The organism is Cognatishimia sp. WU-CL00825 (assembly GCF_040364665.1).
In the GTDB taxonomy this organism is placed as follows: Bacteria; Pseudomonadota; Alphaproteobacteria; order Rhodobacterales; family Rhodobacteraceae; genus Cognatishimia.
On the sequence record NZ_BAABWX010000001.1, the window covers coordinates 323,907 to 343,501 of the forward strand.

The 19,595-nt window shown below is 53.2% G+C and carries 18 protein-coding genes; 6 read left to right on the top strand and 12 right to left on the bottom strand.

What is annotated here, in order from left to right; all coding sequences use genetic code 11:
- Window positions 1-174 precede the first annotated feature (174 nt).
- Window positions 175-2,136 (bottom strand): hypothetical protein, encoded by a 1,962-nt coding sequence (locus ABXG94_RS01615; RefSeq protein WP_353531906.1) that lies wholly within the window; start codon window positions 2,134-2,136, stop codon window positions 175-177.
- A 147-nt stretch (window positions 2,137-2,283) separates the two neighbouring features.
- Here ABXG94_RS01615 and ABXG94_RS01620 point away from each other — a divergent pair, with 147 nt between their 5' ends.
- Window positions 2,284-2,958 carry a thiamine diphosphokinase gene (locus tag ABXG94_RS01620; RefSeq protein ID WP_353531907.1) on the top strand — a complete coding sequence of 225 codons (675 nt, stop codon included), beginning with the start codon at window positions 2,284-2,286 and terminating at the stop codon, window positions 2,956-2,958.
- Between the two features lie 531 nt (window positions 2,959-3,489).
- Here ABXG94_RS01620 and ABXG94_RS01625 read toward each other — a convergent pair.
- From ABXG94_RS01625 to ABXG94_RS01655, 7 genes are all read right to left on the bottom strand, one after another.
- Window positions 3,490-3,858 (bottom strand): SpoIIAA family protein, encoded by a 369-nt coding sequence (locus tag ABXG94_RS01625; RefSeq protein WP_353531908.1) that lies wholly within the window; start codon window positions 3,856-3,858, stop codon window positions 3,490-3,492.
- Window positions 3,859-4,022: 164 nt separating this feature from the next.
- Complete coding sequence (gene acs / locus ABXG94_RS01630) at window positions 4,023-5,969, bottom strand: acetate--CoA ligase (RefSeq protein ID WP_353531909.1); 1,947 nt, start codon at window positions 5,967-5,969, stop codon at window positions 4,023-4,025.
- A gap of 59 nt (window positions 5,970-6,028) precedes the next feature.
- Window positions 6,029-6,784 (bottom strand): ABC transporter ATP-binding protein, encoded by a 756-nt coding sequence (locus ABXG94_RS01635; RefSeq protein WP_353531910.1) that lies wholly within the window; start codon window positions 6,782-6,784, stop codon window positions 6,029-6,031.
- Window positions 6,785-6,798: 14 nt separating this feature from the next.
- Window positions 6,799-7,554, bottom strand: coding sequence for an ABC transporter ATP-binding protein (locus ABXG94_RS01640; protein ID WP_353531911.1), 756 nt, complete (start codon window positions 7,552-7,554; stop codon window positions 6,799-6,801).
- A gap of 11 nt (window positions 7,555-7,565) precedes the next feature.
- Window positions 7,566-8,765 (bottom strand): branched-chain amino acid ABC transporter permease, encoded by a 1,200-nt coding sequence (locus tag ABXG94_RS01645; RefSeq protein WP_353531912.1) that lies wholly within the window; start codon window positions 8,763-8,765, stop codon window positions 7,566-7,568.
- Window positions 8,766-8,768: 3 nt separating this feature from the next.
- Window positions 8,769-9,800, bottom strand: a complete 1,032-nt coding sequence (locus ABXG94_RS01650) for a branched-chain amino acid ABC transporter permease (RefSeq protein WP_353531913.1) — start codon at window positions 9,798-9,800, stop codon at window positions 8,769-8,771.
- A gap of 132 nt (window positions 9,801-9,932) precedes the next feature.
- Window positions 9,933-11,279, bottom strand: a complete 1,347-nt coding sequence (locus tag ABXG94_RS01655; RefSeq protein WP_353531914.1) for a substrate-binding protein — start codon at window positions 11,277-11,279, stop codon at window positions 9,933-9,935.
- A gap of 216 nt (window positions 11,280-11,495) precedes the next feature.
- Between ABXG94_RS01655 and ABXG94_RS01660 the strand changes: the two genes are divergently transcribed.
- The 5 genes from ABXG94_RS01660 to ABXG94_RS01680 all read left to right on the top strand — a co-directional run bounded on the left by ABXG94_RS01660 (window position 11,496) and on the right by ABXG94_RS01680 (window position 17,370).
- Window positions 11,496-12,794: a short-chain fatty acyl-CoA regulator family protein gene (locus tag ABXG94_RS01660; protein ID WP_353531915.1), complete on the top strand. Its 1,299-nt coding sequence runs from the start codon at window positions 11,496-11,498 to the stop codon at window positions 12,792-12,794.
- A gap of 77 nt (window positions 12,795-12,871) precedes the next feature.
- Complete coding sequence (locus ABXG94_RS01665) at window positions 12,872-13,240, top strand: response regulator transcription factor (RefSeq protein ID WP_353531916.1); 369 nt, start codon at window positions 12,872-12,874, stop codon at window positions 13,238-13,240.
- On the top strand, window positions 13,237-13,539 hold the full coding sequence (locus ABXG94_RS01670) for a hypothetical protein (protein ID WP_353531917.1): 303 nt from the start codon (window positions 13,237-13,239) through the stop codon (window positions 13,537-13,539). Before ABXG94_RS01665 ends, ABXG94_RS01670 begins: the two co-directional genes overlap by 4 nt.
- A complete protein-coding gene (locus tag ABXG94_RS01675; protein WP_353531918.1) occupies window positions 13,539-16,220 on the top strand; it encodes an ATP-binding protein in 2,682 nt (893 codons plus the stop codon). Before ABXG94_RS01670 ends, ABXG94_RS01675 begins: the two co-directional genes overlap by 1 nt.
- 88 nt (window positions 16,221-16,308) lie before the next feature.
- Window positions 16,309-17,370: a FliM/FliN family flagellar motor switch protein gene (locus ABXG94_RS01680; protein ID WP_353531919.1), complete on the top strand. Its 1,062-nt coding sequence runs from the start codon at window positions 16,309-16,311 to the stop codon at window positions 17,368-17,370.
- 19 nt (window positions 17,371-17,389) lie between these two features.
- On the opposite strand, the gene ABXG94_RS01685 is transcribed toward ABXG94_RS01680, so the two are convergent.
- From ABXG94_RS01685 to ABXG94_RS01700, 4 genes are read right to left on the bottom strand one after another with little or no spacing between them, the layout of a single operon-like run.
- Complete coding sequence (locus ABXG94_RS01685) at window positions 17,390-17,821, bottom strand: protein tyrosine phosphatase family protein (RefSeq protein WP_353531920.1); 432 nt, start codon at window positions 17,819-17,821, stop codon at window positions 17,390-17,392.
- A 10-nt stretch (window positions 17,822-17,831) separates the two neighbouring features.
- Entirely contained in the window at window positions 17,832-18,266 is a 435-nt protein-coding gene (locus ABXG94_RS01690) for a DUF6691 family protein (protein WP_353531921.1), read from the bottom strand.
- Window positions 18,267-18,692 carry a YeeE/YedE family protein gene (locus ABXG94_RS01695; RefSeq protein ID WP_353531922.1) on the bottom strand — a complete coding sequence of 142 codons (426 nt, stop codon included), beginning with the start codon at window positions 18,690-18,692 and terminating at the stop codon, window positions 18,267-18,269.
- A gap of 29 nt (window positions 18,693-18,721) precedes the next feature.
- Entirely contained in the window at window positions 18,722-19,585 is an 864-nt protein-coding gene (locus ABXG94_RS01700; RefSeq protein ID WP_353531923.1) for an MBL fold metallo-hydrolase, read from the bottom strand.
- Between the last annotated feature and the right edge of the window lie 10 nt (window positions 19,586-19,595).

Here is a 19,595-nt window from a genome sequence, read left to right on the forward strand (position 1 = left end):
GAAAAGCACGGATTTGGCGAAATCACATTGGAACTCCACAGATCTGCAATGCTTATGCTTGGACCTCTGCGTCTTCGTGTCGTGTGTCGGAGTTGAGTACTTGAGACTTGACTATTTTCAGACAAAAAAACCGCCGCTAGTTGCGACGGCTTTCTTTGTTTTAGGTTTAACCCCTTAGCTTGCTGCGCGGTCGCCGGGTTTGAAATTGATGCTTTCGGAAACGGTGAACCGACCGCCTGCGATCTTTTCGATTTTCTTGTCGCGCAACAACTGGCCAAAGCTGCGTAGGCCTGCCTCGCGTTCAAAGCGCTGTTCGCCAACTTGGTAAGCAAGGCGCATGACCATTGGGCGGGAGAAGCGATTGCGGCCTTCGACGAAGGTCAGATAGGATGCTGCGGCTTCGAGCACTTCGGGAAGCTGCGTTGCACCCATGTTTTCGGCGAATTCCACGAAATCGCTGCTTTCCGCATTGGCTTCGATCGCTGCGAGATCCTCAGGGGATACGCGGCGCGGACGGACGCCGGATGCTGGATCAGCCGTCGGTGTGTCGCGCGCAGCGTCGCTTGCATTGATGCGTTGTGCAGGCACCAATTTCAACGGAGCTGCAGATTTACGCGGGCTGGCATCTGACGTGTCGTCGCTTTTGCCACGGGGGCGCACAACGCTCTCTAGATCATCGCGGTAAACTTCGGAATGGTCGGTCTTTTTCAATGATTTACCAGCAGCTTTTTCTGCTTTTGTGGCGGCAACAGCAGCGCGCAGATGCGCGATTGCGCTGCGACGACGGTTGCCTTCTGGTTCGTCCAGCTTGGTATTGGTTTCGTCGATCAGTCGATCTACCGCACCTTCTTCTGGCGCAGCTTGATCCAATTGCGCGCGGGCCTTGCGGTTACGGCGTGCAGGTTTGACGGGCTTTGCAGCCGCCGGGATCGGTGAGTCAGTGAGGTCAATTTCAGCGTCGACTTCGGCCAGCTCGGCCAGCAGGTCTGCCTCGTCCTGATCAGACAGGTCGGTTGCGGCAGGCGCATCGGCCTCTGCGAGCGGAGCGTTGTCTTCGTCGGTTTCTTCTTCCAAAGCGCCATCGGCAACGGCTTTGTCAAAGTCCGCACGTTTCATGCGAATAATACGGGCACGTGGCTTAACGGGTTCTGGTGTTTCGTCTTTGAGAATCTCTGGAGCTTGGATATCGTCTTCGAGCTCGTCGATGCGGTCGTTGTTGTCTTCAGAAATGTCTTGCGAAGTTTCAGCAGCAAAGACCTCTGCAGGAATGGAACTGTCAGGGGCAGGCTCGTCCGCATGCTGATCCTCGATGAAGTCATCTTCATCATCATTTTCGGTTTCGACACGTGAGACAACGGCACGAATGCGACGCAGTTTGGCTGCGATGCTGTCTTCTTGTGGCGCGTCTTCCACTGGGGCGCTCTCTTGGCGGATTTCCGCAAAGTCGGCGACACTGTCGGGCTGATCTTCTTCGCTTGCTGCGATGATATCGAAGGCTTCTTTAAACAGGTTTTCGGACTCTTCGGTGACCTCTAACGGTGCGGCCTCTGGAATATCATCAGTTGTGGGTGCGTTGTCTTCGAGTTCTGCGATCTCGGAGATCATGTTGTCGTCGTCAAGATCAACGGTTTCGACGATTTCCATTTCTTCTTGCGCAGCCGCAACGACGTCTTTGACGAGAGGCTCTTCGTCCTGAGGCTCGGCATCAAACGCTTGCTCTGATGTGGTGTCATCATCGGCTGTTTGGATGATCACCTCTTGCGGCTCGGGCGCAAAATCGGTGTCAAGATCTAGTGCGGGAACCTCGGGTGTCGCGGGCACCATAGCCTCGGCAACTGGGGGCTCTGCAATGGGCTGCTGGGCTGGTTCGATGGGGGCGGGATCTGTTGCGCTGAGTACAATTGCACCACCCTCGTGACGCGCCTGAACACGGCGTTCAATCTCGCGTTCCGCGATGCGTGTCAGCATTTCAGCGTCGGGGGTTGGCGGCTCGGCACCAAAATACCGGTCGTCTGCGGCCAGATCCCGGAAATATTCGGCAATCGCCTTCATTGTATCAAAGGACTCGTCAAAGCCCTCAAGGGTACAGGAGAATGTCCCGTAAGAAACTGTTAGTACTTTGTTGTTGGCAACCATTGGATTCGGGTCCTTTGCACTACTCAGAGCCTGTTTACCATGTCGAGGGTGGCCAAACGTGACCGATTCTGTGCCTTTGAGCGTATCATTTTAGGGCTAAAATGGGGCAAGGTCGCTATCACATATCTGTCGATGGGGGAGATTCGCGTGATTGTTCAGAGTTTGGAGACAGTTACGCTGGTTGGTGCTGGATTGGCGACAATCGCGGAAATTGCCCGTTGCGAGGCGCTGGGGCCAACTTTGGTGGCGGCGGATGGCGGCGCTGCGCATTGTTTGGCGGCGGATAGAATGCCGGATGCGGTGATTGGGGACATGGATAGCTTGGGTGCGCTGGCGGCACAGGGCATCGCGTCAGAGCGGCTTCACGCAATTCCTGAGCAAGACAGCACAGATTTTGATAAGGCGCTGCGCAATATTACGGCCCCTCTGGTTTTAGGGGTCGGGTTTTGCGGCGCGCGCATGGATCATCAGCTCGCCTGTTATAATGTCTTGGTGCGCCAGCCACACAAGCGCTGTGTGTTACTGGGCGATACCGATGTCGTGTTTCTTGCTCCGCCAAATCTGAAGCTGGATTTACAACCGGGTACGCGGGTGTCGTTGTTTCCATTGGGATTGGTCGAAGGGGTGTCGGATGGTTTGAAATGGCCTATCGCTGGTTTGAATTTTACACCTGATGGGCGCATTGGCACATCCAACGCGGCCCTAGGACCCGTTGAGATCTCTGTGACTGGTCCAAAACTATTGGTGATCTTGCCTAGGTCCGAGCTGGAAAACGTGGTGCAGGCTTTGCTTGCAACGCCCGGTGCTTGGCCCGCTCTCTGAGTTTAAAAGAAAGCCTGGCGCTGACACTGATGAGAATGCCGAGGGCGGCGATGCCATTGGGCAAGTCACTGAAAATCAGAAAGCCAACCAGAGTAGTGATGGGAATTTCGATATAGGCAAATGGTGCGGGGGCTGCGGATGGTACAAATTGCAGGGACCATGTCACCTTTAGATGCGCTATGGTGCCAAACAGGCTGATCAGAAAAAGCAACATAAGTGAGTTCCAAGTTGCACGTGTCCTATAAAACATTCGAGGTGAAGCGCTTGGCCAATCAGAGGGCAGGGCAAAAGAAACGCCGTTGCCAAGGTGCCGCAGATAAACTGAATGGCGTTTGCGCTATTTTCGCGCGGCTTCATAGGCGGGGAGGCCCGCGCTGACCAACTGGCTCATTTTTTAAGATAGTAGCAGTGCTCGCAGGCAATATTGCATCGCGGACAAATGGGGTTGCTCACGATGTTGGATGCGGTTGGCTGGTTCATATTCTGTTTCTGACGCTTACTGACGGCGTCGTTTTAGGAGGGTATGGGGCGTTACGAAGTAGCGAGCCAGGCTTCGGCGGCGATAGTGTCGTTTAAGTGGAAGCTTCTGATTTCAATTCCAGGAAAAACTGCGCCTTCGATTTCGGCAGCGGTACGAACCCAGCTTGCGTCACTCAGCACTGCGCATTTGTCGAATTTTCCCAAGAGCCCAAACAATTTGGACAAACGGGTGAACTCGACACCAATTGCGCCGAGCGTTGGCATGGTGAAATCGGTGATCGTATAGAGCATTTTGCCATTGTTGACGTCGGCGGAAACCTCAATCAATTCGTCCAAGCCCAGACGCATGTCGTCAGTGTTCAATGTACCGAACAATTCTATATCGACGCGGTTTGGTGATTTCTTAGTAATTTTAAGCATATCCCGGTCTCCATCCTTTTCAGTTCCTAGAGGATGAGCTTAGCAGATTGACAAAGGCCGGTTTTTGACGCGGATCAATAAAAAGAGGGGCCAGCTTAGACTGGCCCCTTTAGGGTGACACCTGAGCTGGAAACCCTCAAGTGTCGGGGGAAACGTCGCTGGTGTCAGCGATTCATTCGGTTTTCAATCAGGTCGTCGACCACAGCAGGTTCTGCGAGCGTGGACGTGTCGCCCAATGCGCCAAAGTCGTTTTCGGCAATCTTGCGCAGTATGCGGCGCATGATTTTACCGGAACGGGTTTTGGGAAGGCCCGGTGCCCATTGGATCAGGTCGGGTGAGGCAATAGGGCCGATTTCGGAACGCACCCAGGTGCGTAGTTCTTTGCGCAGCTCTTCGGTGGGTTCTTGCCCAGCCATCAACGTGACGTAGCAATAGATGCCTTGACCTTTGATGTCGTGAGGGTAGCCCACAACGGCGGATTCAGCCACCATAGGATGCGCAACAAGTGCGCTTTCGACCTCGGCGGTGCCCATGCGGTGACCAGAGACATTGATCACGTCATCGACGCGGCCAGTGATCCAGTAATCGCCGTCCTCGTCGCGACGACAACCATCGCCGGTAAAGTAATACCCCTTGTAGTCAGAGAAATAGGTCTGCTGAAAGCGCTCGTGATCACCCCAAATGGTGCGCATTTGGCCGGGCCAACTGTCTTTGATGCACAAGACGCCCTCGACACCATTGCCTTCGATCTCTGCGCCGCTTGTGGGTTCAAGCACAACTGGCTGGATGCCAAAGAAAGGTTTCATCGCTGAGCCGGGTTTCATAGCGTGAGCACCGGGCAAGGGTGTCATCAAATGACCGCCGGTTTCGGTTTGCCACCATGTGTCGACGATTGGGCAGCGTCCTCCGCCGATAACGTCGTTATACCAGTTCCAAGCTTCGGGGTTGATTGGTTCGCCGACTGTGCCAAGGATACGCAACGAACTGAGGTCACACTTTTCGACATATTCGTTGCCTTGACCCATCAGCGCACGGATGGCCGTCGGGGCGGTGTAGAATTGATTGACCTTGTGCTTTTCGCAGACCTGCCAGAAACGGCTGGCGTCTGGATAGGTGGGGGTGCCTTCAAACATCACGGTCGTGGCACCATTCGCAAGCGGGCCATAGACTATATAGCTGTGGCCAGTGACCCAACCGACGTCGGCGGTGCACCAAAAGACATCCCCTTCGTGGTAATCAAACACTACCTCGTGGGTCATGCTGGCATAGACCAGATAACCGCCTGTAGTATGGACCACACCTTTGGGCATGCCCGTAGAGCCAGAGGTATAAAGAATGAATAACGGGTCTTCGGCGTTCATTTCTTCGGCAGGGCAGATGTCAGAGGCTTGTTGCGCCAAGGCATTATAATCTAAGTCGCGGGCCTCGTTCCAAGCCACATCACCACCGGTGCGTTTGACAACCAAGAGTTTTACATCGTCACTGCAGCTTTCCATCGCCTTGTCCGCATTGGCTTTCAGCGCAGTATTGCGACCGCCGCGTGGTGCTTCGTCGGCGGTGATGACCACTTTGGCCTCGGATCCATTGACCCGGGCTGCCAGAGCGTCGGGGGAAAACCCACCAAACACAATCGAATGGATTGCGCCAATGCGTGTACAGGCAAGCATAGCATAGGCGGCCTCTGGGATCATTGGCATATAGAGAACAACGCGGTCGCCTTTGGTCACGCCCTGATCTTTGAGGATATTTGCCATGCGATTTGTGCGACGAGACAGCTCGTCATAGCTGATGTGCAGGGTTTCTTCGCCGGGATTGTCAGGTTCCCAGATGATGGCTGTTTGGTGACGGCGCGTTTCAAGATGGCGGTCAATGCAATTGGCAGAGACATTAAGGGTGCCATCAGCGAACCAGTTGATATCTACATTGCCAAAGTCATAGCAGACGTCTTTGACTTGCGTAAAAGGTTTGATCCAATCGATGCGCTGGCCTTGTTCGCGCCAAAAACCTTCGGGGTCAGCCAAGGAAGCGGCATACATTGTCGTGTATTTTTCAGCATTCACGTGAGCGCGCGCGGCTAGATCAGCCGCGGGGGGGAATGTTTGTGAGGTCATCTTAAGATCCTATATTCAATCTGCGGACCCTGCGGTTACCGCAGGGTCGCTCCTCCGAGTCAGATAGCAAGATACTCGGCGCGCAGTTCTTCGTTTTCAAGCACTTCTTGGGCTGTGCCGTCGAAAACGATGCCGCCGGTGTCCAGGATTACGGCGCGATCCGCCAGCTCTAGAGCACGCACCGCGTTCTGCTCGACAATGATTGTAGTGATGCCCTGGGCTTTGATGATGCGCAGGGTTTTCTCAATTTCATCGACAATGACAGGTGCAAGGCCTTCGTAGGGCTCGTCAAGTAAAAGAACTTTGATGTCGCGGGCAAGCGCCCGGGCGATGGCAAGCATTTGCTGTTCACCGCCCGAGAGCGTGACCCCTTCCTGCTTCCGACGCTCCCCGAGCCGGGGGAAGAGATCATAGAGGCGCTCGATCGACCAGCCAATTGGCGGAGCAATTTGCGCCAGTTGCAGGTTTTCTTCGACGGTCAGGCCGGGAATGATGGAGCGATCTTCGGGGACGAGAGCAATGCCCTCGGCAGAGGCCTCGTAGCTACGCATTTTGTGCAGAGGCTTGTGATCCAGCCAGATTTCTCCGTGCGTTACCTGGGGGTCATCCATGCGGGCGATCGAACGTAGTGTAGACGTTTTGCCAGCACCGTTACGTCCAAGTAGCGCCAGGATTTCGCCCTCGTGCACGTTAAAGCTGATGTTCTGCACGATATAGCTTTCGCCATAATAGCTTTCCATGTCCCAGATTGACAGAAACGCAGGCGCGGTTTCTGCTCGGTTGCGGCTGTTTGAAAAGTCGGGTTTCGAATTCATGGGTGATCCTCCCTTTATGCCGCTTCGCCAAGATACGCTTCGCGCACTTTGGGGTGGCCCTTGATATTGTCAGGCGTGTCTTCGACCAGAGGCGTGCCCTGCGCCAGAACAGTGATGCGTTCCGCCAGTGAGAAAACCACATGCATATCGTGCTCGATGATCGCGATAGTGATATCACGCTCTTCTTTGATCTGTTTGAGCAAGTCGATTGTGTTGTTGGTGTCAGCACGTGCCATGCCGGCAGTGGGCTCGTCCAAAAGCAGCAAACGCGGCTCTTGGGCAAGACACATGCCGATTTCCAACCGGCGTTTGTCGCCGCGAGACATAGAAGCAGCATGCATGTGGCGTTTGTCGGCCATATTCATGTCTTTCAGCATCTTTTCTGCGCCTTCTACAATATCGCGTTCTGCCATCATGTTTTCGATGGCATGCATGCGAAAGGCCCCATCGCGTTTGGCAAAGATCGGGATCATCATGTTTTCCATGACCGAAAGATCGCCGAAAATTTCTGGTGTTTGGAAAACGCGCGAAATGCCCATCTGGTTGATTTGGTATGGCGTGCGTCCCAGAACCGATTGGCCGTCAAACATGACAGATCCGGTGTCGGGGATGAGTTTGCCCACCAAGCAATTCAGCAAAGTGGATTTGCCTGCACCGTTCGGCCCGATGATTGCGTGGACCGAATTTTCGGCGACGTTGAGGTTAACGTTCCCCAACGCCTGAAGACCGCCGAACCTTTTGCCTACGTCTTTGACTTCAAGAATACCCATCTGTCTGTCTCCTATTCTGCAGGTTCGGTTTTAGGGGCGGTATCCTCGGCCTTTTTGCCGCGCGACACCCAATTTTTGATGCGCTGTCCACCTTCGACAAGGCCGCCTGGTAGAAAGATCACAACCAGCATGAAGAGGATGCCCAGTGTCAGGTGCCAGCCTTTGCCGATGAAAGGGTGGACCAGGAAAACCAGGGAGTCTTCAATGCCATCTGGCAAGAAGCTGAACCAGCTGTGCAGGATGTTGTCGTTGATCTTGGAAAAGATGTTTTCGAAGTATTTGATGAAGCCAGCGCCCAAAACAGGTCCGATCAACGTGCCTGCGCCGCCTAGGATGGTCATCAGAACAACTTCGCCTGAGGCAGTCCATTGCATACGTTCCGCACCTGCAAGGGGATCCATCGAGGCCATCAGACCACCCGCCAGACCAGCATACATGCCTGAGATCACAAAGGCAGCAAGCGTGTAAGGTTTTGGGTTCAGGCCAGTATAGTTCAGGCGTGTTTGGTTGGATTTCACCGCGCGCAGCATCATGCCAAATGGACTGCGGAAAATACGGATTGAAAGATAGAAGGTAGCCAGAAGTATCAATCCACACAGGTAGTAACCCGCATTGAATTGAAATGCCCAAGGGCCAACCAGCATTTCGTAGGTCGAGCGCATCTCAAGTCCAAACAGGCTGGTGACTGGGATGCCGCCGTCCGCTGTGGCTGAGGTGCCCAAAACACGGGGGTCGTTCAAAGTGAGCTGTAATCCGGTTTCGCCGTTGGTGATGGGCGTTAGCACTGAATAAGCGAGATTAAAGCTCATTTGTGCAAAGGCCAATGTCAGGATTGAAAAGTAGATACCGGTGCGGCGCAGGCTGACAAAGCCAATCAACAGAGCAAATAGACCCGAGATAACCACGGACAATAGAATGGCTGGGATCACGTTCATGGACAGCAGTTTGAACATCCAAACCGCTGAATAAGATCCGACACCCAAAAACGCCGCATGCCCGAATGACAGATACCCTGTGAGGCCAAAGAGAATGTTGAACCCGATGGCAAAGATACCGAAGATCACAAAACGTTGCATGAGATCTGGGTAACCCGCGTTGAACTGTGCCAGAGCGCTGTCGGTCGGGAAGGGGTTTAAGATGAATGGCGCCAAAAGAACGAGGATCGCCACGATGATCATAAGTGTTGTGTCGTGTTTGTTTAATCTGAGCATGGCTTAGTCCTCCATCACGCCTTTACGACCCATAAGGCCTCGGGGGCGGGTGAGCAGAATGATGATTGCAACGACGTAGATAATGATTTGGTCGATGCCTGGGATCAGGGATTTTACTTCGTTCATCGAAGCGAAACTCTCGAGAACCCCGAGTAGAAATCCTGCCAGTACAGCGCCGGGTAACGAACCCATGCCACCAACAACCACAACCACGAAGCTTAGGACCAAGAAGTCCATGCCCATGTGATAATTCGGCGAGTTGATCGGCGCGTACATAACTCCGGCAAGGCCCGCGACAGCGGCTGCTATGCCAAACATGATGGTAAAGCGTTTGTCGATGTTGATGCCCAGAAGGCCTACGGTTTCACGGTCTGCCATGCCAGCACGTACAACCATGCCGAATGTGGTGAATTGCAAGAAGGCAAAGACACCGCCGATGATCAAGGCTGAGAAAGCAAAGTAAACCAGTCGCCAGTACGGATAGATGATGGCGTTGGGGTCAAAGCCAAACATCACACCAAAATCAAAACTGCCTTTAAAGACATCTGGTGCGCCCGTTGGGATCGGGTTGGCACCGTAGAAGTATTTGACGATTTCTTGCATCACGATGGCCAGACCAAAAGTCACGAGGATTTGGTCAGCGTGTGGACGCTTGTAGAAATGTTTGATCAATCCGCGTTCCATGATGTAGCCAAATGCGATCATGATCGGGATTGAAAACAGGATGGCGAGCGGGACGGCCCAATCTATGATGGATGCACCAACCTCTGGACCAAACCAGCTTTCGACATAAGGCGTTTTGACTTTGAGCGGATTGCCTAAGAAGTCCTTTTTAGTCGGGTCGATCGTTTCGAAGCTTAGATTGAGAATCTTGCTGAGCGTGACGGCACAGAAGGCCCCAATCATGAACAGGGCACCGTGGGCAAAGTTGACCACTCCTAGTGTGCCAAAAATGAGCGTTAACCCAAGCGCAATCAGCGCGTAGGCTGAGCCCTTATCGAGCCCGTTTAGAATTTGAAGAATAATTGCGTCCATGGTCCCCACCGAGGTCTTGGATTGGTAGGCTTCCCAGGGCAGGTGATGCCTGGGAAGCCCGTTCGGTCGCGAAATGTGGTCTATGCGATTGGCAGGCCGGTACGTGTCGGGATGTGAGGGCCTGCCACCCCATTACGCGCCCGGGTTACAAGAGCCGAGTTGGCCGCCTGCAAACATCGGATGATCTGCTGCGTATGTCACCTGAGCAGCAGGTGTAACTTCTACGATTTCCAACAGATCGAACTCGGATGTCGGGTTCTCTTTACCCTTCACAACAAGCACGTCTTTGAAGCACTGGTGATCTTCGGCACGATACAGTGTTTTACCGTTGCCAAGACCGTCAAACTCAAAGCCTTCCAGAGCTTCTGCAACTGCGCATGGATTATGCGAACCCGCACGCTGACATGCGTCAGCATAAAGCAGTGTCTGGCAATATACGGTGTGTGCTGCCTGTGAAGGAGGGAAGCCGTATTTTGTACCAAAGGATTTCACAAAGGCCTGGGATCCTGCGTCCGTCAGAGACCAATGCCAGTTTGTGGACCCAAAGATACCTTTGACGTTTTCACCTGCACCACGTGCCATGAGGCGCGAGTAAAGCGGAACAACGATTTCAAAGTTTTTGCCGTTGACCTGCTTGTCGCGCAGACCAAACTGAACGGCGTTGGTCAGTGAGTTCACCATGTTGCCGCCGTAGTGGTTGAGAACCAAAACGTCCGCACCGGAGTTCAGAACCGGAGCGATATAGCTGGAGAAGTCGGTTGCCGCCAAAGGCGTGCGCACCTTGTTGACAGTATTCCACCCTAGAGCTTCTGTTGAGGCTGCGATGGACTCTTCTTGTGTCCAACCCCAAGTATAGTCAGCAGTCAGGTGATAGGCAGTACGGTCTTTGCCATACATTTTTTCTAGCACAGGTGCGAGGGCAGCACCGGACATGTAACCGTTAAAGAAGTGACGGAAACCGTTGGCCTTTTTGTCCTTACCAGTGGTGTCGTTAGAGTGGGTCAAGCCCGCCATAAAGATCACGCCGGCTTCTTGGCATAGGCCCTGAACCGCGATTGCAACGCCAGAAGAAGAGCCGCCAGTGATCATCACCGCGCCGTCTTTTTCAATCATCGACTTGGCAGAGGCACGGGCCGCGTCAGACTTGGTTTGGGTGTCACCGGTTACAAATTCAACCTTACGGCCAAGGATGCCGTTGCCCTGAAGGGCGTTTGAGCTGAATGTATTCATCATGCCGCCATCGCCGCCACCGTTCAGGTGTTCGACAGCCAATTCATAGGCGCGCAGTTCGTCTGCACCTTCGTCAGCATAGGGGCCGGTTTGTGGAACGTTAAAGCCCAAGGTGACTGTCGAGCCACCTGGGGCATTTGTGTAAGCCGCTGCAGAGCTTGCGGTAAAGATCGTTGGTAGAGCGAGACCTGCGCCAGCGACGGCACCTGACTTCAGCACTCCACGACGTGAAATTGTTGACTTAGACATTCTTATCCTCCCGTTATGGATAGTGGCAAAGGGGCTCCTCTTCCGCTTTGCACAAGCATTTACATGCAGCTCTATTATCAAGGGGGGTTGGAAAATTTCGCAATAACTGCTTTTAATTAAACAGTTTTTTTGTAAAAATAATCACCAGGGAGCTTGTGGTTTTGTAAATTAATTTTTTTGCAGTGCAGAAAGTCGTTGAAAACGTGAGGAAATGAGATGGTGCAGGACAGTTTGGCAGGAAGTCGGATTCGCGAAAGGCGGGTGATGGCTGGGAAGCGGCAGGCGGAATTGGCCAAGGCTGTGGGGATATCTGCCTCTTACTTGAACCTGATTGAGCACAATAAACGCAGAATCGGCGGAAAACTACTTTTGGATTTGGCGCAGGTGTTAGAGGTTGAACCCTCTGCGCTCAGCGAGGGCGCTGAAGCAACTTTGATCGCAAAGTTGCGAGAGGCGGCGTCAGATGTGAGTATTGCAACGCCTGAGCTCGACCGGATCGACGAGTTTGCAGGGCGGTTTCCTGGCTGGGCCCAGTTGATTGCGGAAGGACACCAGCAGCTGCGGCACTTAGAGCGCACGGTTGAGGCTTTGACCGACCGGTTGGGACATGATCCGCATTTGGCCACATCTATGCATGAGGTGCTGTCTATGGCCGCGGCGATTCGATCTACAGCGGGCATTTTGTTTGAAAATAAAGAGCTAGAGCCTGAATGGCGCGGTAGATTTCACCGAAATCTTAACGAGGACAGTCAGCGGCTTGCGGATAGTGCCGAAGCGGTTGTGTCTTTTTTGGATGGCGAAGACGATGCAGGTGCTGAGTTGAACTCGCCACAGGATGAGTTGGATGCATTTTTGCAGGCGGCTGAGTATCATTTTCCATCACTTGAACAGCCAGGCTCGGATATTCGAGCGGTACTAGAGCGCTCTGATGTACTGTCCAGCCGTGCCGCTCTAGACATGGCAAAAGCTTATTTGACGACCTATCAGTCAGATGCAATTCGAATGCCATTAGCCGTTTTTGGCCCAGCTGTTGCAGAGCTTGGGGTGGATCCTGCAGCGCTTGCGGTGCGATTTAATGTTGGTCTGGCTGCGGTCATGCGCCGTTTGGTGGCAATGCCCAAGGTCCTGAAGCTGCAAAGCATCGGACTAGTTGCCTGCGACGGTGCCGGCACGTTGGTGTTTCGCAAAGAGCCGGAAGGGTTTCCTTTGCCTAGGTTCAGCGCGGCTTGTCCCAAGTGGCCATTGTTTCAAGCACTGACGCGCCCAATGCAGCCCATTCAGGTACAAGTTGAAATGGCCGGGCGTGATGCCTTGCAGTTTGACTGCATGGCAATTGCTGAGCCAACGACGGCACAGAGCTTTAAAGATGATGCCTTGTATCATGCGTTTATGTTGATTCGACCAGACACATCGCGCGCACCGAATGCAAGGCCAGTTGGCTCTTCATGTCGGATCTGTCCGCGTCTCGCATGTCAGGGCCGGCGGGAACCTTCGATCCTTGCGACGGGGCTTTAGTGCGGAATTTACTTGGTTTTTTCATATGCGTGGATAAGAATGTATCAACGCGAGCTTTTGCTTAAGGGGAGATATGCATGGGCAAGCGAGTTCTTCTGATCGAAGATGAACCGAATATCATTGAAGCTATTAGCTTTATTCTGTCACGGGATGGCTGGGAGGTGTCTACACATTCAAATGGACACGATGCGCTTGACGCAGTGCGTCGGCGTGCGCCGGATGTGGTGATTTTGGATGTCATGCTGCCCGGCAAGAGTGGCTATGATATTCTAACAGAAATGCGGGCGGATTCAGATATGCAGGACTTGCCGGTCCTGATGCTTACAGCGCGTGGGCAAGTGAAAGACCGTGAAATGGCGCAACGTGCCGGGGCAAGCCAATTTATGACAAAGCCGTTTTCGAATGCGGAAGTGCTGGAAGCGGTCAAGCAACTGGTGTCCGCATGACACTGCGCCGCTCTGCAGTTTTTCTAGAGCGGCAGACCTATCGGCGGCGTCGGCTTGTCGATTGGATTCGGGTTTTGCCGGTGATTGGTCTTGGTCTTTGGTTGGTGCCCTTGTTTTGGCCGATGGGTGGGGAGGCCGAGGTTTCGACATCCAGCGCGCTGATTTATTTGTTTGGCGTCTGGTTGCTGTTGGTGATTGCCGCCGGGTTTTCGGCGCGTGCGCTGCGCTGGGCGGCGCAAGACCCCGATATCGGCGAAACCGACAGGGCTGATGGCGCAGATCGGACAGAGGAAGACTGATGGGCAATCTAAATGCTTTGGTCGCAGTATGTCTGGTGTATGTGGCGATTTTGTTTGGTGTTGCTTTTGCAGCCGAGCGGGCAGCGATGCGAGGGCAGGCGGCCTGGTTGAAATTACCGGTGGTCTATACGCTGTCTCTGTCAATCTATTGCACCGCTTGGACATTTTATGGAGCGGTCGGCTATGCGGCACGATCTGGTTTAGAGTATCTAACCATCTATTTGGGGCCTTCGCTGGTACTTATTGGCTGGTGGTGGGGGCTGCGAAAATTGGTGCGCATTGGGCGCAGTCAACGCATCACGTCGATTGCAGATATGATTTCGTCGCGTTACGGCAAGTCAAATTTACTGGCCGTTGGTGTGACAGTTTTAGCCGTGATCGGGACCACCCCATATATTGCGCTGCAGCTGCAATCGGTCACGGCAAGTTTCGCTGTTTTTTCCGGGGCATCAGCAGATGCTCAGCCTGATCTATCGGCGACGGCATTGTGGGTGGCAGCGGGACTAGCGATTTTTACCATCTTATTCGGTACCCGTAACCTTGACGCAAATGAACGCCACTATGGGGTTGTGATGGCGATTGCTGTCGAGGCTGTAGTAAAGCTTTGTGCCTTGCTTGCCGTAGGCGTGTTTGTGGTCTGGGGCATTGCTGACGGTCCTAGTGATATTTTGGCCCGTGTCGAGGCATCAGATATTTCCACATGGAAAGTTCAAAGCGGGCGTTGGGCGGGGCTGATCTTTTTGTCGGCTGCCGCCTTTCTATGTCTGCCACGCATGTTTCAGGTCATGGTGGTCGAGAACGATAACGAGAACCATTTGCGCACAGCGAGTTGGGCGTTTCCGGCCTATTTAATGGTCATGAGCCTATTTGTCATACCTATCGCTGTGGTCGGGCTTGATATATTACCCGCGGGGTCCAACCCGGACCTATTTGTTTTAACCCTGCCATTGGCAAGCGGGCAAGATAGCCTGGCAATGCTGTCGTTTTTGGGTGGATTTTCGTCTGCTACGTCGATGGTAATTGTGGCCGCAATTGCGCTCTCAACCATGGTTTCAAATCATGTGGTCATACCGATCTGGCTGTCGGCGACAGGCGGCGGTGCGCAAGTTTCAGGAGATGTTCGCAATTTGGTGATTGCTTCGCGCCGCCTATCCATCATCGCGGTATTGGTGTTTGGATATCTTTACTATCGCTTGTCCGGAGGCGGCACAGCCTTGGCCTCAATCGGTTTTATATCCTTTACCGGTGTGGCGCAATTCCTGCCGGTATTGTTGGGGGGCATTTTTTGGCGGGGGGCCACGCGGACTGGAGCGTTTGCAGGGCTGACAATTGGCTTTGTGCTTTGGGCGTATTGTCTGCTGTTGCCAAGCTTTGGGGCGGGGACGCTGTTGCCAGTTTCGGTGATGCAGGAGGGGCTGTTTGGTATTGACTGGCTGCGTCCGCAGGCGTTGTTTGGCATTCAAGGTCTTGATCCGCTCATTCATGCGGTATTGTGGTCGATCTCACTGAACACATTTTCCTTTGTTGCCGTTTCCTTATTGGGCTTCCCGTCGCCGTTGGAACGATTGCAGGGCGCTCAGTTTGTGAACATATTTGAGCTTTCTTCTCAGACCCCAAGCTGGGCCGGCGGGGTTGCGAAATCTGAAGACTTGATGGTGATGGCGCAGCGCATTTTGGGGTCGCAAGAGGCACAGAAATTGTTTGCCAGAGAGGCGGAGCGTCAAGGCATAAGTGGTCTTTTGCCCGAGCCTAACCCTAGTTTTTTAGAGGTGCTAGAACGACAACTTGCTGGCTCGGTCGGGGCCGCAACCGCCCATGCAATGATTGGTCAGATTGTCGGCGGGGCGTCGGTGTCTGTGCAAGACTTGATGGCTGTGGCAAATGAAACAGCGCAGATTATGGAGTATTCCAGCCAACTGGAGGCTAAGTCCGACGAGTTGGCGCGCACAGCATTACAACTGCGGCAAGCCAACGAAAAATTGATGTTGGTGTCAGAACAAAAAGACGCGTTTCTAAGCCAGGTCAGTCATGAGTTGCGCACGCCGATGACGTCGATCCGCGCGTTCTCGGAGATCTTGCGGGACAGCGAACGGTTGAGTAATCGCGAAAAGCGCAAATATAGTGGAATTATCCATGATGAAACCATCAGGCTGACACGACTTTTGGACGATCTTTTGGATTTGAGCGTGTTGGAAAACGGTCAAGTTCGATTAAACCAACAAACAGACAGCTTGCAAAACCTGCTTGATTTAGTGATCGATTCTGCATTGTCCAGCAACGAAAGTGAAATGCGTATTATCCGCGACGGGCCAGATTTGAATACGGTGATCAGCACAGATTTGGACCGGCTGCGTCAGGTATTCATTAATTTGATTAGAAATGCGCAAAAATATTGTGACGCTAAAGCGCCAGAGTTGCATATCGTTGCGACGATGTCTGACGAGAACCTGTTGGTCGATTTTATTGATAATGGCAGCGGAATCCCACGCGACTCTCAAGAGTTCATTTTTGAGAAATTTAGCCGGGTCAGCCCGCAAAAAGCAGGAGGAGCCGGATTGGGTTTGGCTATCTCGCGCGAAGTTATGCAGTGTTTGGGCGGGAAGATTTCTTATTTGCCGGGGCAGGGAGGTGCGGCCTTTCGTGTGACTTTGCCGTCGCGGGTCAAGCTGGCCGCCCAATAGAAACTTGCTTTTTTAAAGATAATCGTAACGTTCTGTAGACTAGCCTATTGCTTGCGCCAGATTTCATGCGGCGGGGACCATGGGCAAAATGCATAGACAGACATTGTTGCGCAACGCGGCAACTGCGCAACCACTGCGGCAGCAGAATCTCTCTGCCGTGGAACGCGGCTTGCCAATGGCTTTTGCACGCGCGGCAGAAAATCTGTTGGGATTGCCGTTGCAAGTGCGCGATGTAAAGACCACTCAGATAGAACTAGCTGCAGTCGACGCTAATCTAAGCAATAACGGATTGTATTTGCTGTTGGAGGGCCCTGAAAAGCCCACTGGGGCGGCTGTGCTTGATCAGGCGTGTTTGTCGGCGTTATTAGAACATCTGACAATGGGGCGGGTGCTTGGCAAATCCACAGCGGCAGACCGCGTGCCAACTGCTGTCGATGCCGCGCTAATGGCCCCGGTTCTGGACGGTTTATTGACCGAATGTGATAAGGTCTTTGACAAGCTCCCACTTGAAAGCTGGGCACCTGATCATCGCTTTGGTAGCATGATAGAGGAATGCCGTACTTTGGTGCTTTCCCTAGCGTTTAAGGGCTTTTCTTTATTCGACATAACCCTGAGTTTTGGTGAAGCAGCAGTAGAGGGGCGGCTGCAATTGTTGCTGCCAAATGCAAAGGCCGTAGCCGAGCCTGGTGTTGACGCAGTGACAGGTAATGCGCGCTCTGAGGCGTTTCATGAAAATCTATTGTTAGCGCCAGCTGAAATGCGGGCCGTGTTGACAAAAGTGTCTATTTCTTTGGAAAGATTACGAAACTTGCAACCGGGTGATCAACTGACGTTTCCGGCTATAGCTTTGCAACAGGCCATCTTGCAATTGCAGGACGGTCAGGAAATCGCCCAGGCCGTATTGGGGCAGATTAAAGGGCAGCGTGCCATTCGCATTTACTTGTCTGAGGGTACGAAAGTGGGCACTGCTGAAATTGAGCGTGTGCCTCACCTCAATTTCACGGGTCCAGAACCCGACAAGGCTAATACCTTAACGATTCCGCGGCAGTTAAACACCGAATCCGTCGCTCTGGCGGCACCTGCTGAACAGGCCTCAGGCATAAATAATGCAAAAATTGACGATTTGGACGCCTTGGCCAAACTAAGCTAGGCACCCAACCTAGCCCTGCTTATTCGGCTTGGCTGGCCAAATAGTTGATTTGGGGGCGCAGCGCTTCCAGCTGATAGCCGCCGTTTGCGGCCGCTTGCAAAAGATCATCTGCAGAAACATCAGTGGCATGACCCAAAATCCATGCCACAGTTGAACGTGTACCCGAGGCACAATAGGCGAGCACTTTCCCCGGAGAATTCTCGAGTGTATTGCGCTGAATGGCCAACCGTTCAGGTGTCATCGTGTCATGTGTCAAAGGGTTAATGACAAAGTTCAACCCGGCAGCTTCAGCGGCTGTTTGCATTGCTGCGGCCTGATGCGAAGGCGGAATTTCCACATCCGGGCGGTTGCACAGCAAGCAAGTGAAGCCTGCTTCTATCAAAGCGGGAATATCTTCAACAGAAATCTGCGGAGATACAGCGTAGCGGGGCGTGATCTGGCGAATATCCATAGCGCTGTGCTTAACTGGCCTGTGCGACTGAGTCCAGACGCTGACGCAAGGTTGGGGCGGCAAACATGCCCAGTATCATGGCCATGAAAAATACCAGATGTGGCCAGCCGCCATAGCTTAGCGACGCGATTGCGGGCCCTGGGCAAAGGCCAGCGAGCCCCCATCCCATGCCAAACATCACTGATCCCAGAACAAGGTTTGATCCAAGTTTAGGCTCGGGCTTTGGGGGAAACGCCCCCCCAACAAATGGCATGCGACCGGGTGTCAAGCGCCACGCGATTGCCATTGGTATTATTGCCCCGCCCATAACAAAGGCGAGCGTTGGGTCCCAATTTCCGAACACATCCAGCCAACCTTGTACCTTGCTGGTGTCTGTCATGCCGGACACAAAAAGGCCCAAACCAAATAGCCCACCTGCGGCCAGCGCGAATATCATGCGTAGCATTTAGATGGCTCCTAGTATGTGACGGAAAATAACGACGGTTAGACCACCGGCCAATATGTAGAACACAGTTGCCACAATTCCGCGCAGATTAAACCGCGATATGCCGCAAACGCCGTGCCCAGAAGTACAGCCATTTGCCAATCGTGTACCCAGACCAACCAAAAGCCCGGCCGCGAGCAGTACAAGGAAATTGGTGGTGGCATGCGTTTCCGGCGCGCCAATCAGCAATTGCAACAATGATGGCGCAAGAAAAAGGCCGACCAAGAATGCTATACGCTCGCGCCCCGTTGACCAACCAGTGCGGTCAACGAGGCCACCTATAATACCGCTGGCCCCCATGATGCGCCCATTGGCCAGCAAGAAAATGGCACCAGCCAATCCGATCATTAACCCGCCCATTAGCCCATATGCCCAGTCTGGATTCATCTTAAGATCCTTTGTAAGTCGTTGTGATTCTAAAGTTTATTTATGGGCACCTTGAGAAAGACGTCGCCATTTTCATCTGGTTCAGGCATTTGGCCAGCCCGCATATTCACTTGAATAGAGGGAATGATTAGTTTGGGCTTAGCTAATGTTGCATCACGGGCGTCGCGCATTTGCATGAAACGTTCCTTTGAAGCGGCACCACCGATGTGCACATTGTTGGTTTTTTCCTCGGCAACAGTGGTTTCCCACGCGAAATTGTCTCTGCCAGGTGCTTTATAGTCGTGGCCGACAAAAACCCGAGTCGCTTCTGGCAGTGCCAAGATGCGTTGGATTGACGTGTAGAGCAACTCTGAAGAACCACCAGGAAAGTCGCAACGGGCGGTGCCAAAATCTGGCATAAAAAGGGTATCACCTACGAAGGCGGCGTCTCCGATAACGTAAGTCATACAAGCTGGCGTGTGCCCGGGCGTGTGCATCACATCAACGCGCATCTGCCCGACCATCACGCGATCGCCTTCTACAAAAAGTTGGTCAAATTGGCTGCCATCGCGCTGAAACTCCGTACCTTCATTAAAGACTTTTCCAAATGTATCCTGAACCACGGTTATACGGTCACCGATGCCAACCTTTCCGCCCAGCTGGTTTTGCAAGTAGGGGGCAGCAGAAAGGTGGTCGGCGTGGACATGGGTTTCTAAGAGCCATTCAACCGTTAGATTTTGCTCTTGCACAAAGGCAATTACCCGGTCTGCAGATGCAGTGTCGGTGGCACCAGCAGCATAGTCAAAATCTAAGACGCTATCAATTATGGCGCAGGCGCTGCCATTGGGATCTGATACAACATACGAAACCGTGTTGGTGGCGTCGTCAAAGAAAGCGGTCACATTGGGGCGCATGAGTGTCTCC

Bases quoted from the DNA above. Each gene is read 5' to 3' on its own strand.
- ABXG94_RS01625 (WP_353531908.1), bottom strand. From the start codon at position 3,858: ATGCTTAAAATTACTAAGAAATCACCAAACCGCGTCGATATAGAATTG.
- ABXG94_RS01655 (WP_353531914.1), bottom strand. From the start codon at position 11,279: ATGTCTAAGTCAACAATTTCACGTCGTGGAGTGCTGAAGTCAGGTGCC.
- ABXG94_RS01695 (WP_353531922.1), bottom strand. From the start codon at position 18,692: ATGAATCCAGACTGGGCATATGGGCTAATGGGCGGGTTAATGATCGGA.
- acs (WP_353531909.1), bottom strand. From the start codon at position 5,969: ATGACCTCACAAACATTCCCCCCCGCGGCTGATCTAGCCGCGCGCGCT.
- ABXG94_RS01635 (WP_353531910.1), bottom strand. From the start codon at position 6,784: ATGAATTCGAAACCCGACTTTTCAAACAGCCGCAACCGAGCAGAAACC.
- ABXG94_RS01670 (WP_353531917.1), top strand. From the start codon at position 13,237: ATGACACTGCGCCGCTCTGCAGTTTTTCTAGAGCGGCAGACCTATCGG.
- ABXG94_RS01665 (WP_353531916.1), top strand. From the start codon at position 12,872: ATGGGCAAGCGAGTTCTTCTGATCGAAGATGAACCGAATATCATTGAA.
- ABXG94_RS01700 (WP_353531923.1), bottom strand. From the start codon at position 19,585: ATGCGCCCCAATGTGACCGCTTTCTTTGACGACGCCACCAACACGGTT.
- ABXG94_RS01650 (WP_353531913.1), bottom strand. From the start codon at position 9,800: ATGGACGCAATTATTCTTCAAATTCTAAACGGGCTCGATAAGGGCTCA.
- ABXG94_RS01640 (WP_353531911.1), bottom strand. From the start codon at position 7,554: ATGGGTATTCTTGAAGTCAAAGACGTAGGCAAAAGGTTCGGCGGTCTT.
- ABXG94_RS01660 (WP_353531915.1), top strand. From the start codon at position 11,496: ATGGTGCAGGACAGTTTGGCAGGAAGTCGGATTCGCGAAAGGCGGGTG.
- ABXG94_RS01680 (WP_353531919.1), top strand. From the start codon at position 16,309: ATGCATAGACAGACATTGTTGCGCAACGCGGCAACTGCGCAACCACTG.
- ABXG94_RS01685 (WP_353531920.1), bottom strand. From the start codon at position 17,821: ATGGATATTCGCCAGATCACGCCCCGCTACGCTGTATCTCCGCAGATT.
- ABXG94_RS01615 (WP_353531906.1), bottom strand. From the start codon at position 2,136: ATGGTTGCCAACAACAAAGTACTAACAGTTTCTTACGGGACATTCTCC.
- ABXG94_RS01645 (WP_353531912.1), bottom strand. From the start codon at position 8,765: ATGCTCAGATTAAACAAACACGACACAACACTTATGATCATCGTGGCG.
- ABXG94_RS01690 (WP_353531921.1), bottom strand. From the start codon at position 18,266: ATGCTACGCATGATATTCGCGCTGGCCGCAGGTGGGCTATTTGGTTTG.
- ABXG94_RS01675 (WP_353531918.1), top strand. From the start codon at position 13,539: ATGGGCAATCTAAATGCTTTGGTCGCAGTATGTCTGGTGTATGTGGCG.